The organism is Subtercola boreus (genome assembly GCF_003399625.1).
In the GTDB taxonomy this organism is placed as follows: Bacteria; Actinomycetota; Actinomycetes; order Actinomycetales; family Microbacteriaceae; genus Subtercola; species Subtercola boreus_C.
Genome location: NZ_NBXA01000007.1, coordinates 279,702 through 293,569 on the forward strand (window position 1 = coordinate 279,702; position 13,868 = coordinate 293,569).

The 13,868-nt window shown below is 69.3% G+C and carries 18 protein-coding genes and 1 pseudogene; 7 read left to right on the forward strand and 12 right to left on the reverse strand.

Translation table 11 applies throughout. From position 1 onward, the window contains the following. Positions 1-6: 6 nt before the first annotated feature. Together B7R21_RS04920 and B7R21_RS04925 are read right to left on the reverse strand one after the other, a co-directional pair. Positions 7-1,152: a dipeptidase gene (locus B7R21_RS04920; protein WP_116282122.1), complete on the reverse strand. Its 1,146-nt coding sequence runs from the start codon at positions 1,150-1,152 to the stop codon at positions 7-9. Between the two features lie 9 nt (positions 1,153-1,161). Continuing rightward, positions 1,162-1,764: a DedA family protein gene (locus tag B7R21_RS04925; RefSeq protein WP_253259654.1), complete on the reverse strand. Its 603-nt coding sequence runs from the start codon at positions 1,762-1,764 to the stop codon at positions 1,162-1,164. 263 nt (positions 1,765-2,027) lie between these two features. Here B7R21_RS04925 and B7R21_RS04930 point away from each other — a divergent pair, with 263 nt between their 5' ends. The 4 genes from B7R21_RS04930 to B7R21_RS04945 all read left to right on the forward strand — a co-directional run bounded on the left by B7R21_RS04930 (position 2,028) and on the right by B7R21_RS04945 (position 5,971). Then, a complete protein-coding gene (locus B7R21_RS04930; protein WP_116282124.1) occupies positions 2,028-2,897 on the forward strand; it encodes a sugar phosphate isomerase/epimerase family protein in 870 nt (289 codons plus the stop codon). A gap of 124 nt (positions 2,898-3,021) precedes the next feature. Beyond that, on the forward strand, positions 3,022-3,291 hold the full coding sequence (locus B7R21_RS04935; RefSeq protein ID WP_116282125.1) for a GlsB/YeaQ/YmgE family stress response membrane protein: 270 nt from the start codon (positions 3,022-3,024) through the stop codon (positions 3,289-3,291). 50 nt (positions 3,292-3,341) lie between these two features. After that, positions 3,342-3,908 carry a nucleoside deaminase gene (locus tag B7R21_RS04940; RefSeq protein WP_116282126.1) on the forward strand — a complete coding sequence of 189 codons (567 nt, stop codon included), beginning with the start codon at positions 3,342-3,344 and terminating at the stop codon, positions 3,906-3,908. Continuing rightward, entirely contained in the window at positions 3,908-5,971 is a 2,064-nt protein-coding gene (locus B7R21_RS04945) for an ABC1 kinase family protein (protein WP_116282127.1), read from the forward strand. The genes B7R21_RS04940 and B7R21_RS04945 overlap by 1 nt, the downstream gene beginning before the upstream one ends. Here the strand turns inward: B7R21_RS04945 and B7R21_RS04950 are convergent. Continuing rightward, positions 5,968-6,837: a helix-turn-helix domain-containing protein gene (locus B7R21_RS04950; RefSeq protein WP_116282128.1), complete on the reverse strand. Its 870-nt coding sequence runs from the start codon at positions 6,835-6,837 to the stop codon at positions 5,968-5,970. The two genes, B7R21_RS04945 and B7R21_RS04950, sit on opposite strands and share 4 nt — an antisense overlap. 122 nt (positions 6,838-6,959) lie before the next feature. Between B7R21_RS04950 and B7R21_RS04955 the strand changes: the two genes are divergently transcribed. Then, positions 6,960-7,652, forward strand: coding sequence for an SDR family NAD(P)-dependent oxidoreductase (locus tag B7R21_RS04955; protein WP_116282129.1), 693 nt, complete (start codon positions 6,960-6,962; stop codon positions 7,650-7,652). Between the two features lie 40 nt (positions 7,653-7,692). Here B7R21_RS04955 and B7R21_RS04960 read toward each other — a convergent pair whose 3' ends face one another. The 5 genes from B7R21_RS04960 to B7R21_RS04980 all read right to left on the reverse strand — a co-directional run bounded on the left by B7R21_RS04960 (position 7,693) and on the right by B7R21_RS04980 (position 10,980). Beyond that, positions 7,693-8,088 (reverse strand): hypothetical protein, encoded by a 396-nt coding sequence (locus tag B7R21_RS04960; protein WP_147305810.1) that lies wholly within the window; start codon positions 8,086-8,088, stop codon positions 7,693-7,695. 21 nt (positions 8,089-8,109) lie between these two features. Then, positions 8,110-8,859, reverse strand: coding sequence for an HNH endonuclease signature motif containing protein (locus B7R21_RS21110; RefSeq protein WP_116282131.1), 750 nt, complete (start codon positions 8,857-8,859; stop codon positions 8,110-8,112). Further along, positions 8,847-9,389, reverse strand: coding sequence for a hypothetical protein (locus B7R21_RS04970; protein WP_116282132.1), 543 nt, complete (start codon positions 9,387-9,389; stop codon positions 8,847-8,849). The genes B7R21_RS21110 and B7R21_RS04970 overlap by 13 nt, the downstream gene beginning before the upstream one ends. Before the next feature lie 114 nt (positions 9,390-9,503). Next, positions 9,504-10,061 (reverse strand): RNase H family protein, encoded by a 558-nt coding sequence (locus B7R21_RS04975; RefSeq protein WP_116282133.1) that lies wholly within the window; start codon positions 10,059-10,061, stop codon positions 9,504-9,506. 97 nt (positions 10,062-10,158) lie between these two features. After that, the gene (locus B7R21_RS04980; RefSeq protein ID WP_253259640.1) at positions 10,159-10,980 is read right to left on the reverse strand and encodes an alpha/beta hydrolase; all 822 of its coding nucleotides are present in this window, start codon (positions 10,978-10,980) and stop codon (positions 10,159-10,161) included. Positions 10,981-11,048: 68 nt separating this feature from the next. Between B7R21_RS04980 and B7R21_RS04985 the strand changes: the two are divergent. Continuing rightward, positions 11,049-11,924, forward strand: a pseudogene (locus B7R21_RS04985) (NAD(P)-dependent oxidoreductase); the annotation flags it as partial. 166 nt (positions 11,925-12,090) lie between these two features. On the opposite strand, the gene B7R21_RS04990 reads toward B7R21_RS04985, so the two are convergent. From B7R21_RS04990 to B7R21_RS19995, 4 genes are read right to left on the reverse strand one after another with little or no spacing between them, the layout of a single operon-like run. Then, positions 12,091-12,423: a hypothetical protein gene (locus B7R21_RS04990; protein WP_116282136.1), complete on the reverse strand. Its 333-nt coding sequence runs from the start codon at positions 12,421-12,423 to the stop codon at positions 12,091-12,093. Positions 12,424-12,449: 26 nt separating this feature from the next. Beyond that, positions 12,450-12,737 (reverse strand): hypothetical protein, encoded by a 288-nt coding sequence (locus B7R21_RS04995; protein ID WP_116282137.1) that lies wholly within the window; start codon positions 12,735-12,737, stop codon positions 12,450-12,452. Between the two features lie 17 nt (positions 12,738-12,754). Next, positions 12,755-12,985, reverse strand: coding sequence for a hypothetical protein (locus B7R21_RS05000; protein ID WP_147305811.1), 231 nt, complete (start codon positions 12,983-12,985; stop codon positions 12,755-12,757). 4 nt (positions 12,986-12,989) lie between these two features. Then, the gene (locus tag B7R21_RS19995) at positions 12,990-13,166 is read right to left on the reverse strand and encodes a hypothetical protein (RefSeq protein ID WP_172592056.1); all 177 of its coding nucleotides are present in this window, start codon (positions 13,164-13,166) and stop codon (positions 12,990-12,992) included. Positions 13,167-13,282: 116 nt separating this feature from the next. Here B7R21_RS19995 and B7R21_RS05005 point away from each other — a divergent pair, with 116 nt between their 5' ends. Next, complete coding sequence (locus B7R21_RS05005) at positions 13,283-13,723, forward strand: VOC family protein (RefSeq protein ID WP_116282139.1); 441 nt, start codon at positions 13,283-13,285, stop codon at positions 13,721-13,723. Positions 13,724-13,868: the final 145 nt, after the last annotated feature.

Genomic DNA, 13,868 nt, shown 5'->3' on the forward strand with positions numbered 1-13,868 from the left:
GGGCGCCTACAGCTCGAGGGCGGGCGCGCCCGCGCCGCCGCTGAGGTACGCGGCGTCGGTCTCCCGCAGCACGCGCAGGATGTTGCCGCCGGCCAGCGCCGCGAGGGAGGCCGCGCTCCAACCCCGGCGCGCGAGCTCCTCGAGCAGCACGGGGTAGCCGTCGACGCCCTCGAGTCCCGTCGGGAACTCGTCGGTGCCGTCGAAGTCGCCGCCGAGGCCGATGTGCGCCGCGCCTGCCACCGACCGGGCGTGCTCGACGTGGTCCGCGACATCCGAGACCGTCACCCGAGGGGCCGGCCCCGTGCGCGGCCCGTCGAACCAGTCCGAGTAGGCGGCGCTCAAGAACTGCGGCACGAACGTCACCATCAGCACGCCGCCGTTCGCCGCGAGGCGGGCGAGCACGTCGTCGGGCACGTTCCGCGGGTGCGGCGAGAGCGCCTGGCACGAGCTGTGGCTGAAGATCACGGGGGCGGATGTCGCGTCGAGCGCCTGGTGCATCGTGGCCGGTGAGACGTGCGAGAGGTCGACGAGCATCCCGAGCCGGTTCATCTCGCGGATGTAGTCGACACCCCGCGGTGACAGTCCATCGTGCTCCGGGATGTCCGTTCCCGAGTCGGCCCAGCTCGTGTTGTGCACGTGCGTGAGCGTCAGGTAGCGCACCCCCAGCCGCGCGAGCATCCGGAGCACTGCGGGCGAGTCGTTCAGGCTGTGGGCGCCCTCGGCTCCGAGGAGCGACGCGATGCGGCCGGAGGCCACGGCGGCCTCGACCTCGTCGGCGGTGCGGACGATCCGGAAGTCGTCGGGGTAGCGCGCGGCGAGCCGGTACACCCAGTCGATCTGCTCGAGCGTGGCCTGCACAGCGGCGGCGCTGCCCGCGACGGAACCGGCGCCGCCCGCGCCGCCTGCACCCCCTTCGGGGAGACCCGTCGAGTCCTCGACGTACACCGACCAGAACTGGCCGCCCACGCCGCCCGCGCGGAGCCGGGCTATGTCGGTGTCGGTGGCGAGCCCCGCCTCGAGACCCTCGACCGAGTACCCGCGGTGCAGCCGGCACTCATAGGCCCAGTCGTTGTGCCCGTCGATCACCGGGCTGAGAGCGAGAGCCTCCCGCACGGTCGCGCGGGCAGTGGCCAGGGTGTCCGTCTCGGTCATGTTCCAACGCTACGGCATCCGCCCGGCGCGGTCGGGCCGGGTGCGAATCAGGCGCCGCACGCGCCGCACCACAAGCCACACGACAACCCCGGCCAGCGCGGCATAGACGGCGTAGTTGAGCACCTCCGAGTACCGGTCGATGAGTTCGTACTGCGTTCCGAGCAGGGCGCCGAGCCCGATCAGCAGCCCGTTCCAGAGCAGGCTGCCGGCCAGCGTGAAGACGCTGAACGTGAGGAGCGGCATCCGTTCGGCGCCCGCCGGCAGCGAGATCAGGCTCCGGATGCCCGGCACGAGCCGCCCGAAGAACACCGCCGTGCGGCCGTGCCGTGCGAACCAGTCGGCCGCCTTCGTGAAGTCCTCGCGATCGACGAGAGGCAGCCTCGACAGCCACCGGATCGAGCGCTCGAGACCGAGCGCCGCCCCGAGCGCGTACAGCAGCAGCGCACCGAGGTAGGCGCCGAGCGTGCTGAGCACCACCACGAGCACCATGTTGAGGCGCCCGAGCTGGGCGAGGTACCCGGCGAGCGGCAGCACGATCTCGCTCGGGATGGGCGGGAACACCGTCTCGAGCAGAGTGAACAGGCCGACGCCCCACTCGCCGAGGCTGTTCATGAGGGTGAGGGCGAATCCGATGAGGCCGCCCGGTTCGCCCACGGCGGGCTCCGAGGCAGAGGGCGCCAGGGCGGCGGGTCCGGAATCCGTCAGGGGTCGAGGGCCAGCAGATGCGACGCGAAGAATCGTGGGCATGCCACGAACAGTACCGATCCGATCCGGGAGAACGCCGCCAGCCCCCGCCCCGCCAGCCCCAGCGCCCCCAGCCCCGCCAGCCGATAGTGTTGGCCGGGAACGCCCCCGACAGCAGATCAAGGATGACAATGCCCGTCAACAAACTCGGAGTCCACGCCCTCGTCTTCTCGGGCGGCACCTCGCCCGCCGAGGTCGACTACGCCATCGAGCAGACGAAGGCGGCGGGTTACGACGTGCTCGAACTGTCGCTCCAGGATGCCCAGGCCCTCGACACCGGCCACGCCCGCGCCGCGCTCGAAGCGGCCGGTCTCGGGGTCGTCTGCTCCCGCGGGCTCGCTTTCGACGCCGACGTCTCGAGCGAGGACACCGCCGTCGTCGCCCGCGGTGCGGAGCTGCTCCGCACGAGCATCCAGGCCGTGCACGAACTCGGTGGCACGCTCCTCACCGGAGCCCTCTACAGCGCCTTCGGCAACTACGGTCGCGCGCTCACCGCCGCAGGCCGCGCGAATGCGGTCGCCGTGCTGAAGGATGCCGCGAAGGACGCCCAGGGCAAGGGGATGACCCTCGGGCTCGAGGTCTGCAACCGCTACGAGACGAACGTGGTCAACACCGCCGAGCAGGCGCTGATGCTGGCCGACGACATCGGCGAGGACAACGTCACCGTGCACCTCGACAGCTACCACATGAACATCGAGGAGGACGACTTCGTCCGCCCCTTCGCCCTCGTGGGAGACCGTCTCGGCTACGTGCACATCGGGGAGAACCACCGGGGCTACCTCGGCAGCGGGCACCTCGACTTCACGACGTTCTTCCACTCGCTGGCCGACATCGGCTACACCGGCGGCATCACGTTCGAGTCGTTCTCGAGTGCTGTCGTCTCGGAGACGCTCTCAACCGACCTCTCGATCTGGCGGAACCTCTGGAACGACGGGCCCGCGCTCGCGAAGCACGCGCACACCTTCATCACGAATGCGCTCGAATCGAACGAAGTCCACTGAGAATCGACCGCTCGTAAGCACGTTTTCGGGAACATTGCCAGTCCCCGCACAGAAAACACCGAACTTCTAGGCTGGGGGCGCGTTCCACGACTGGCGCGCGCATTCACAGCAAAGCAAGCACACAATGCTCGGTCTCATCATCAGCCTCATCGTCATCGGCCTCATCGCCGGTGCCCTCGCCCGCCTGATCATCCCCGGCAAGCAGGACATGTCGATCCTCATGACGATCATCCTGGGCATCGTCGGTTCGTTCGTGGGCGGGTTCCTCGCCTACGTCATCTTCCGCAGCGACAACATGGACGGCTTCTTCCAGCCGTCGGGCATCATCGGCTCCATCATCGGCGCGATCATCGTGCTGTTCATCTACACCCGCGTGAAGGCCCGTCGCGCGTAGTCCCTCCCCGACGGCCCGCGATACCTTCGGGTTCTCGCTATTCTGGCGGGATGACCTCGCCTCCCGAGCCGTCCCAGCCCGACCCGTCCGTCACCGGTGTCGATCTCGATCTGCTGCACCGCACGATCGCGATCGCCGCCGAGGCCGCGGCCCACGGCAACCATCCGTTCGGCGCTCTGCTGACCGATGCGGATGGTGCCGTGGTGCTGACCGCCGAGAACTCGGTGACCACGGATTCGGATGTCACGGCCCACGCCGAGACGAATCTCGTGCGCCTGGCGAGCGCCGCCTTCTCCGCAGCCGAGCTCTCCGCTTACACCCTCTACACGAGCTGCGAGCCGTGCGCCATGTGCTCGGGCGCGATCTTCTGGTCGGGCATCGGCCGCGTCGTGTTCGCCCTCGACGAGATCGGCCTGCTCGCTGTCGTCGGCCCCGATTCGGATGCCCCCACACTTCTTCTCCCCTGCCGCGAGGTCTTCGCGCGCGGCAATCGCGCAGTGGATGTCGCGGGCCCGGCCCTCCTCGACGAGGCCCGCCAGCCGCACCTCGGCTTCTGGGCCCCGCACCCCGCCTCGCCTCCCGTCCCGCACCCCGCCCCGCCGGTCGTCGAAGGCTGATGTCGACCGTGCTCGCAGACGTCGTCATCGTCCTCGTCGGGATCGTCTCCGCGGTGCTCGTCGGGCTCGTCTCGAGGCGGGTGCTCGGGGGGCCGGTCGGCTGGCCGCGGAGCATCGTCGTGGGCATCCTCGTCTTCGTCTCGGGGCTCCCGTTCGCCTTCTGGGTGGGAGAGCGCACCGGCACGGTGTCGGGAGACAATCACACGTTCCAGACGTCGAACACCGTCGGCATCATCGTGCTCGTGCTGAGCGTCGCGTGGATCTTCGCGCTCGGCGTCGCTGTGCTGGTCGGCCTCGAAGCCCTGGTGCCCACCCGGCCGAAGGCCAACCCGATCGACGTCGTGCGCGGTGCCCTCGCGCAGCGGCGCCGCACCCGTCGCTACCTCCAGATCCTCGAGATCGCATCGCGGCACGGAGCCGGCTTCATCTTCTCGGGCCGGGCTCGCCGGTCATCCGATCTCAGCACGGCGCAGCAGCGCGCGAACGCCGTGATCTCGACGATCAACGCCTCGGGCGTCACCTTCGTGAAGATCGGGCAGGTGCTCTCCACCCGTCGCGACCTCATTCCCGAGCCCTATCTCAGCGCCCTCGCCTCCCTGCAGTCGAGCGCGACGACCCTGCCGTGGCCGGAGATCCGTACGGCCATCGAGAGCGAACTCGGCCGCCCGATCGATGCCGTCTTCGAGCACATCGACCCCACCCCGCTCGCCGCCGCCTCCGTCGCCCAGGTGCACCGGGCGACCCTGCTCGACGGCACGAAGGTGGTCGTCAAGGTGCAGCGCCCGACCGCCCGCGCGCAGGTCGAGGCTGATGTCGACATCATCCTGCGCCTCGCCCGCCGCGCCGAACAGCAGACCCAGCAGGGCCGGGACCTGCGGGCCGAGTCGGTGGCAAGAGGCTTCACAACCACGCTGCTCGACGAGCTCGACTACACGATCGAGTACAACAACACCGAGATGATCCGTTCGACCCTGCGGCGGATCGCGGAGGCCGGTTCGCGTCCACAGCCCGGCTCCCAGACGGCTCCCCTCAGTGTTCCCGTGGTCTACCCTGACGCGAGCAGCCGGCGCATGATCACGATGGACCTCGTCGACGGCACGCCGCTCAGCCGGTCATCCGATCGCCTCGCCCTGCTGAACGCCGACGAACGGAACACACTCGCGACCGGGCTGATGAACACGGTGCTCGAGCAGATCCTCGTCTACGGGGTGTTCCACGCAGACCTCCACCCCGGCAACGTCATCCTGAGGGAGGACGGATCGCTCGGACTGATCGACTTCGGTGCCATCGGCATCATCGAGCGGAGCCAGCGCGAGCGTCTCGCCACCCTGCTGCTCGCCGCATCGAACGAGGACGACATCGCGGCGACGGATGCCCTGCTGCTCATCGTCGATGTGCCGCCGGAGACCGACATCGACTCGTTCCGGCACGACATCGGCATCATGCTGACGACTGTGCGGCACCGGAACGGCGGGGCGGGCGGATCCATCTTCACGCTGATGCTCGACGTGATCCGACAGCACCACATCGCCCTGCCGTCGACCCTCGCGTCGGCGTTCCGCAGTTTCGCCACCCTCGAGGGGTGCCTGCACGTGCTGGTGCCCGACTTCGACATGATGGGGGCGGCGCTCGACCGGGTGCCGCAGCTCCTTCTGCGCATGCTCAGCCTGAAGCGTCTCGCCGCCTCGGCCCAGGCGGAGGCCTCCAATTCGGCCGCCATCCTCCGCACGCTGCCGAGGCGCGCCGATGCGCTGCTCACACAACTCGAGAAGGGCACGCTCGGCGTGAGGGTGCGGCAGTTCGCGGCATCGGATGACCGGGGTTTCATCAACGGGATCGTCGGTGAGATCGTGGGGGCCTTCGTGTCGATCGCCGCCGTCGTCGTGGCGATCGTTCTCATCGTGTCGGGCACGGGGCCTCTGCTCGCTCCGAACCTCGACCTGTTCGACCTGCTCGGTGCCGTCATCGGGTTCTTCGGATTCCTCGGGGTGATGCGCGTCGTGCGGAACGCGCTCGTTCGCCGCGGGCGTGGCGGTGGACCGACCAGCCGCAGTGGCACCTAGCGCGTCGCGGCCCCGACCGCCGACACCCGCAGGAAGTCGAGCTTCGCTGCGGCGTCGGATCCCGTGGCCGCCGTGTAGGCGACGATGCGCACGTCACTGCCGGCCACGCTGAACACATCGCAGTCGAGCTCGACGTCACCCACGACAGCATTGCGCATGACCTTCCGCTCGGACTGGTGCTCGCCCACCGCTCCGCTCTCCCAGAGTCGGCGGAACTCGGGGCTCGCGTGAAGCAGTTCCGTGACGAGCGCGCCGACCCCCCGATCATCCGGATACCGGCCCTGCACCCTGCGGAGGTCGCCGACGAGAGAGACGCCGAAACGCTCGAGGCTGCCCGACCGGCTGACGATGCCGTTCTCTCCCTCGTGGAGGGGCTCGCCGGTGAAGAGCGAGCGGATGAGGTTCGGCCGGGAGCCCGGGCGCGCACCCGTCACCGGCTCGCCGAGGAGCGCCGCCCAGAGCGGGCTCCACGAGATGAGGTCCCACGACGCGGTGAAGACCGCCAGCGGCACCTCGCCGAGGCGGGCGACGAGGCGCTGCACCCCCGGCGGGATGTGGGCGGGCACCTCGCGGGGCGACGGAGGAAGGAGCCCCGCGACGATGAACAGGCGGTCGCGCTCCGCCTCGCTCAGCTGGAGGGCCCGGGCGAGGGCCGCGGCGACCTGTGCCGAGGGCCGGCGGGCCCGGCCCTGTTCGAGTCGCACCACGTAGTCGACGCTCAACCCCGCGAGGGCGGCGAGCTCTTCGCGCCGGAGTCCCGCAGCCCGGCGGGAGTCACCCGCCGCGAGTCCGACGTCGACGGGGGAGAGACGGTCGCGCCAGGAACGGAGGAGTGCCCCGAGGTCGCCGTGCGGATCATCCTGCATCACCCCAGTCTGCGCCCTCCGGCGCCGCTCCGCCCGTCGATCGAAGGGTGCAGGGTGGTACCGCCAGTCCATATGCTCCGCCGGGCCACGACACCCCCGCATCCACGGTCAAGACTGGGCACATGACAACAACACTGATCTCCGGGGCCAACAAGGGCCTCGGCTACGAAACCGCCCGCCGCCTCATCGGCGAAGGACACACCGTCTGGATCGGCGCCCGCGACGAGACCAGGGGCCGGGCCGCAGCCGATGCCCTCGGGGCCCGCTTCGTGCAGCTCGACGTGACCGACGACACCTCGGTGGATGCCGCCGTCACCACCCTCACGGAAGCCGGCGGACTCGACGTGCTCATCAACAACGCCGGCATCGCCGGGCCGTACGTCGACGCTCTCGACCAGACCGCCGCCGACGCGGAACGGGTCTTCGGCACCAACGTGATCGGGATCGTGCGGCTCACCCGGGCCTTCGCCCCGCTCCTCAGCGCCTCGGATGCGCCGACCATCGTCAACGTCACGAGCGGCCTCGGCTCCTTCGGGGCGGTGCACGACAGCTCACGCATCGAGTCGACGATCATCGCGCCCCTCTACACCGCCTCGAAGTCGGCCGTCACCATGCTCACCGTGCAGTACGCGAAGGCGCTCCCGGAGTTCCGTATCAACGCAGCCGACCCCGGCTACACCGCGACCGACCTGAACGGACACAGCGGCCCCCAGAGCGTGACGGAGGGCACGGATGCCGTCGTCGAACTCGCCACCCGCAACGGTTCGGGCCCGACCGGCACCTTCATCGACCGCTCAGGCGTCGCGCCGTTCTAGCCGGTGCGCTCGGCCTGGGCAGCTGACAGCCATTCCACTGTCAGTCGTCGTCGCCCGGGCCGAAGTCGGGGCGGACGTCCCAGCCGGTCTGTTGACGCAGCGTCGCCACGAGCGTCAACGCCTGGAGCCTCGCCTGGTCGGTGCTCACGCTGCTGTAGACATCGATCGCGAGTGGCGGCGGTTCGCCGAGCTTCGGAAGCTCGACCTCCACCCACGCCCCCTCGGCCAGCGGGATCATCGGACGCCCCAGCTTCGCGTTCTCGACAGGCCGATCGACGGCCAGGGAGATCACCGCAAGCGTGTCGAGCTTCGAGATCGCCTGGTAGAGGATGACCGTGGCGCAGTACTCGGGTGCCGGTTCTGGCTGGCGGCTCCGCCGTGACATGCCCCGCCCGAACATGCCTCGCCCGAACATGCCTCGCCCGAACCGACCCATGGCTTCAGGCTACCGTCGGGGTCAGAAAGGTGGGCGCATGGCTGCTCCGTCCTCGAAACGCGGCACGTGCTGCGGCAGGGGTGTCGGTTCGACGATGTACTCGAAGCCTGCCGGCGACGTCCAGGTGATTGTTCCGTCGGGGGCCTGTTCGACGGACCATTCCGTGTGGTGTTTCACCGTGTGGTGCCGTGAGCAGAGCGGGCTGATGTTGCGGAGTTCGGTGTGACCGCCGTCGCTCCAGGCGACGGTGTGGTCTAGGTCTGAGGTCGCCGAGGACTCGCAACTCAGTGGAAAGGTGCACTCGGCATAGGTCAGGCGGATGAGTTCGTCGAGATCGGCGGGTGGCCGGTACCTCTCGCGCCCGTAGGCCAGTGCGCACCCGGTGACGGGGTCGGTGAGCACGCGCGTTATGCTCGGCGCGTCGCGGGTGAGGCGGAGAGCGGTGAGCCGGTCGGTCGGCCCGTACCCTTCGAGCTGCGCGGACCCAGAGACGGGAGCGCGCCCGCCCTGCGGAGAAGCCGCACCCGGCGCTGGGGGAGAGGTGAGGAGGGTGAGGGCAGGCACAGTCACGTGGATGCGGGCACGGATTCCTCTCGCGACGCCGTCGATGCTCGTCTCGCCGTTGAGGAGCAGGTCGCTGAGGGTGTCGACGCGGAGCTGGGCGATGGTTCGGGGGTCGCCGTTGTTCTTCGCCGAGCGCGCCAGCTCGTGGGCGCGGTTGTAGACGGCGACGGCTTCGACGGCAGGCAGGTAGAGCGTCAGGTAGGCCATGCCGTCGGAGGCGGGATCGATGTCGAGGCGTCTCCTCGCGGCTGCGTCGAGGTGCCGCTGAACTGGGGCAGGAGGGCGCGCTCGTAGTCCGCGACGGACGACCGCGCCAGGGTGGCGCTGTGCTGCACGATCTTCTCGGCGTGCCGGTAGGAGATCGCACCAGACTCGAGGGCAGCCCGGGTGGCGGCGAACGCCCCGGTCAGGCCTTCGCTCGTGTACAGCAGCCGGCGGGCGTCGTTCTCGCTCTGGTGGAGTGCGACGGCGAGTTCGGTGATGAGCTGGCGCTCGACGACCATGTCACTCGACCACTGCGGGCCACCCGTGAACGAGTCCGTCGTGTGCAGGGCGGTGCCGGCGAGGCGGGCCTCCTCCACGAGGTCTGTCAGAACCGCATACGCGGCCGCGATGGCCCTGTGCTGTGAGACGACAGCGCTGACGGCCGCCGCGAACCGCTGCCGTTTAGAGGGCACGACGGAGACCGGGGCGGGTGCTCCGACCGGCCTGTCGATGGTGAGTGATCCTCGTGTCATGGGTCAAGCCAACCACGTCGCGCCGACATCCGAGGCCGAAAGCAGATACTGGTGGAGAACTCGCGATACGACCCACCTGTGGACGAGAAGAGGGCCACCCCCGCGCCGAGTTCTTTAGAAGAGCGTTGCAGTCCCGGAGGATCGGGTGATCGGCGCCGAAACGGGAGCCGATGAGGGTTCGGCCGCGGCCGCCGCGCTCAGCTGCACAGCCCCCGGGTACCCCGGCCCCGCATCGGGCGCACGACCGCGCGAGTGCGCCTCTGCGGCGCCGCGGGCCCGGGCATCCGCTGCTTCGTTCAGCGTGTGTCCGACGTGACCCTTGACCCACTCGAAGCGGTACCGCCGCCCGGCGATCGCGTCGTCGATCTCCTTGATCAGGTCGAGGTTCATGACAGGTTTGCCGTCGCCCTTCCGCCATCCCTTGCGCTTCCAGCCCGCCATCCACTTGGTGATTGTGTTGATGACGTACTGGCTGTCGCAGAGGATGTGCAGGTCGTCGTCGACGTGAGCCGTCGCGCGGAAGAGCTCGAGCACCGCCTTCAGCTCACCCATGTTGTTGGTGCCATGCGGCCATCCGCCGGCCCCCCAGGTGTTGTCGTCGATGTACCAGGCCCAGCCCGCCGGGCCGGGGTTACCGAGTGCTGAGCCGTCGGCGGATGCGGTGATAGTCATTGCACCAAGGGTAGCGTCCGGGCGACCGGACCGGCGCAGGGTGACCGGACCAACGCAGGGCGACGGGGCCGGCGTCTGGCGGCGGGAGGTCATCCATTCACGAACGGTCGAGCAGCGCCTCGATCTCGGCCACCACGAGCTCGGGACGCGTGATGAACGGGTGATGGCCGGTGGGCACCTCGACTGAGCGGGTCGCCCGGGCGGCATGGAAGCGCTGCAGCCCGACAGAGGTGCTCCGGTCGTCGGCGCACACGAGATACGTCGAGTCGACACCCTGCCAACCCGCGGCGGTGGTCGGCGTGACGAAGGATCCGAGGGCCTGCGCGGTCACCCGCGACCAGGCCGCGCGTTGCGTGCTCGCGTCGGTGTCCTGCAGGAAACGCGCGCCGAACGAGGCAGCGTCGTACCCCGCGACGCTGAGCGTGCCGTCACCGTTGTCGCCGATCGTGACGGGGTCGCTCTCGCCGCTCATGATCGTGCCCTGCGCCTGCCCGATGTCGGGGAGGTACGACGACACGTAGAGGAGGTTCCGCACGGCAGGATGCGCGCCGGCTTCGGCGATGACCGTGCCTCCATAGGAGTGCCCGACGACGATCGCCGAACCCGGGTCGTCGAGGCTGTCGAGTTCGGCGCGGAGCGCCCTGGCGTCGGCCTCGAGGCCCGAGGCGACCGGATGCGCCGCCCCGTCCCGCGCCGTGCCCTCACCGCACGACGGCAGCTCCAGCGCTCGGCTCCGGATGCCCGTACGGGCGAGGAGCAGGTCGGCTGTGCGCTGCCACCACCACGAGCCGTCGCGAACCAGGGCGCCGTGCACGAAGATCAGGTCCATCCGAGTTACTCCCATCACCCGGCGCAGGTGCGCTGCCGGTGGATCCGATGCTACGGATGCCCGGGGCGCCGAGCGTGCGGGTTCGCTCACAGCATCGGGGCATCCGGTCAACCCCTGGGTCAGCGGGGCAGGTGCGGGTTTGATGGGAGAAGACCAGGCGGATGAGAGAAGGAACAACCATGCACATCGCACTACTCGGAATAGGGACCATGGGTGCCGGGATGGCCCGCTCGATGCTCCGCGCCGGCCTCGAGGTCACCGTCTGGAACCGGCACGGCGAGAAGGCGGAGGCGCTGGCCGAGGATGGCGCGACCGTCGCATCCTCGTCTGCGGCAGCCGTCGCCGGGGCCGATGTGGTGCTGACGATGCTGTTCGACGAGGAGGCCGTGACCGACACGGCCGCGGAGTTCCTCCCGCACCTGGCCGACGGAGCGATCTGGATGCAGAGCGCCACGGTCGGGGTCGCCGGCACAGAGCGTCTCGCGAAGCTGGCGGCCGAGCACGGTGTGTCGTTCATCGATGCGCCCATGGTCGGCACGAAGAAGCCGGCGGAGGAGGGCGCGCTCGTCGTGCTGGTGTCGGGGGAGAGGGCGAGCATCCAGAGCCTCGGGCCGGTGCTCGACGCGATCGGTTCGAAGACGGTCGAGGCGGGCGACGAACCCGGCCGGGCGAGTGCGCTGAAACTGGCCTGCAATGCGTGGGTGGCGTCGCTCACTGCGGCGACCGCGCAGTCTGTCCAGATGTGCCGGGCCCTCGGAGTGGATCCGGCCTTGTTCCTGCACGCCATCGACGGCGGGCCCTCGAACACGCCCTACGCGCAGCTGAAGGGCGGCATGATGATCGACGGCGACTTCACGGCATCGTTCGCGGTCGACGGGCTCACGAAGGACCTCGGGCTGATGCAGGAGGCTGTGACCGGCACCGCCGCATCGGCAGCCCTGCTGGGGCCGCTCTACGACGTGTTCGCGCAGGCAGGGCGGGCGGGGTACGGATCCGAGGACATCGCTGCGGTGGTCGAGGCCTTCCGGGTGTGAGAACTCCCGTCAGTCGTCTTCGCGGGACGCGTCGCCGATGCGGGCGCCGCCTGACTGGTCTGGCCGCGTGCGTTATTCAGGATGCGTGGGTTGTTCAGGATATGCGGGGGGCCAGCGAGCACACGGGCTCGGCGCCGCCCGCGTCCTGAGGTGGTGCGACCAGGCGTCACGCCAGCCGGTGGCGGAGTGCTGCACCCGCGACGTCGGGCCAGGCATCGGCGGCGCTGGCCGGGAGCGACGCCCAGTCGCGCCAGACCCGGTGCCCACCGCCGTTCTTCGAAGCGCCCGGGCTGAACAGGGTAGCGCCCGGCACGGCGAGGGCATCGGCGAGCTCAGGGGTACCGGCACCGAGCCGCACACCGAGGCGGTCGTTGCTGAGGCACGCGAACATCCTGCCGTTCACGGCGAACATCGGTCGCCCCATCATCTGGCTGCGTTCCGCGCCCTGCGCCAGCAACTCTGCCGCAAGCGCTTCGAACAACTCCTCCGTCGTCGGCATGCCTCGATTCTCTCGCGCTGCGCTCCTCAGAACCAGAGCTGCAGCGTGATCGTGTAGAGGTGCCCCACCTGCTTCTCGAGTTCGTCCCGCAGCCGGAACCCCTCGAGGTCGAACCACTTGCGGCGCTCCTCCGAGCCGAAGAGGCCGGTCTCGTCGTTTCCCCACTTCACGAAGAAATGCGCCCAGGCTCGGAGGTCTGCGTCGAGTTGCGGGGTGATGAGGGCCGGCCAATCGGGCTTGTCCTCTGGCCACCAGGTGATGTCCGACAGTGGCCAGCCCTGGGCGTAGTCGACGGAGAGCGTGAGTTCGCGCATGGCACTCATCCTCGGTCTCAGTCGGCCGAGTAGCAACTGGACGAGACTTTCTCGCTCGTCGGGATCGCTGTGATGACCTTCTTGTTGTTTCCCGAGACGATGATCGTCGGATTGATGGTCTTGATGTAATGGCCGTCGCTCGCGTCGTGGAGCTCGATCGGGGCGGAGTAACAGTACTTCCCTCCGCCGACGTCGATGGGGTACCCATCGCCCGGAGTCGTCACGGATTCGGCAAGTGCGTATTCCATGAAGTCATCCCAGATGCCGCCGCCCACGCTGTCGACCGGCGTTGCAGAGGGCGATAGTGCCCGGGTCGAGATCTGTGTCACCGGTCGCCGTCTCGGGTGCGGCACCGCCGCCGCCGCCGCCACCGCCGCCGACCAGGGTGGCGGCAAGCACGCCGGACGCGACCTTCATCGTGATGGACATGGTTCGTTCCTTCCTCGCGATCACCTGTGAAAACCCTACGCCTGAATCTGAGTAAAGATCAATTATTCTAAAAATCAGGGATGCAGACCTGGCCGCGAGGGTCGAGACTGGGGGGCATGAGCGACACGACGGCACGATCATCCGTACCCCGCCTGCGACAGGTGGTGCTCGACACCGAGGATGCGCGGGGCCTCGCCGAGTTCTACCGGGAGCTGCTGGGGCTCGAGTACCTGCCAGGCGACGAGCCTGAGGCGCGTGCGGAGGGCGACGATCCGGCCGACTGGCTCGTGCTCACCGACGGCGACGGCGCGCGCGTGCTCGCCGTCCAGCAGGTGGCGTCGATGCCCGCGCCGACCTGGCCTGAGGGCCCGCGGCCGCAGATGATGCACCTCGACTTCTGGGTGGCGACGGTCGACGCGCTGCGCGCGCAGTGCGCGCGAGCAGTGGCGCTCGGGGCGAGGGTGCTCGAAGACGGCACGGATGATCCCGAAGAGTCGATCGTGATCCTCGCCGACCCGGCCGGGCATCCGTTCTGTATCTTCGTGCCGGACGAGTAGGGCGAGAGCGTCCGGTTCGGGTCCGCTCCCTCGGGTCTTCGTTCGGGCCTGTGGATAACTCAGAACGGATGTCGGCGGCGAGCGCTACTCTTGCCGCATCCCGGCACAGTGCCGGGTGGGTCGCCCCGCGGCGATCCGGCATCCA

Bases quoted from the DNA above. Each gene is read 5' to 3' on its own strand.
- B7R21_RS04920 (WP_116282122.1), bottom strand. From the start codon at position 1,152: ATGACCGAGACGGACACCCTGGCCACTGCCCGCGCGACCGTGCGGGAG.
- B7R21_RS04925 (WP_253259654.1), bottom strand. From the start codon at position 1,764: ATGAACAGCCTCGGCGAGTGGGGCGTCGGCCTGTTCACTCTGCTCGAG.
- B7R21_RS04930 (WP_116282124.1), top strand. From the start codon at position 2,028: ATGCCCGTCAACAAACTCGGAGTCCACGCCCTCGTCTTCTCGGGCGGC.
- B7R21_RS04935 (WP_116282125.1), top strand. From the start codon at position 3,022: ATGCTCGGTCTCATCATCAGCCTCATCGTCATCGGCCTCATCGCCGGT.
- B7R21_RS04940 (WP_116282126.1), top strand. From the start codon at position 3,342: ATGACCTCGCCTCCCGAGCCGTCCCAGCCCGACCCGTCCGTCACCGGT.
- B7R21_RS04945 (WP_116282127.1), top strand. From the start codon at position 3,908: ATGTCGACCGTGCTCGCAGACGTCGTCATCGTCCTCGTCGGGATCGTC.
- B7R21_RS04950 (WP_116282128.1), bottom strand. From the start codon at position 6,837: ATGCAGGATGATCCGCACGGCGACCTCGGGGCACTCCTCCGTTCCTGG.
- B7R21_RS04955 (WP_116282129.1), top strand. From the start codon at position 6,960: ATGACAACAACACTGATCTCCGGGGCCAACAAGGGCCTCGGCTACGAA.
- B7R21_RS04960 (WP_147305810.1), bottom strand. From the start codon at position 8,088: ATGGGTCGGTTCGGGCGAGGCATGTTCGGGCGAGGCATGTTCGGGCGG.
- B7R21_RS21110 (WP_116282131.1), bottom strand. From the start codon at position 8,859: ATGGCCTACCTGACGCTCTACCTGCCTGCCGTCGAAGCCGTCGCCGTC.
- B7R21_RS04970 (WP_116282132.1), bottom strand. From the start codon at position 9,389: ATGACACGAGGATCACTCACCATCGACAGGCCGGTCGGAGCACCCGCC.
- B7R21_RS04975 (WP_116282133.1), bottom strand. From the start codon at position 10,061: ATGACTATCACCGCATCCGCCGACGGCTCAGCACTCGGTAACCCCGGC.
- B7R21_RS04990 (WP_116282136.1), bottom strand. From the start codon at position 12,423: ATGCCGACGACGGAGGAGTTGTTCGAAGCGCTTGCGGCAGAGTTGCTG.
- B7R21_RS04995 (WP_116282137.1), bottom strand. From the start codon at position 12,737: ATGCGCGAACTCACGCTCTCCGTCGACTACGCCCAGGGCTGGCCACTG.
- B7R21_RS05000 (WP_147305811.1), bottom strand. From the start codon at position 12,985: ATGGAATACGCACTTGCCGAATCCGTGACGACTCCGGGCGATGGGTAC.
- B7R21_RS19995 (WP_172592056.1), bottom strand. From the start codon at position 13,166: ATGTCCATCACGATGAAGGTCGCGTCCGGCGTGCTTGCCGCCACCCTG.
- B7R21_RS05005 (WP_116282139.1), top strand. From the start codon at position 13,283: ATGAGCGACACGACGGCACGATCATCCGTACCCCGCCTGCGACAGGTG.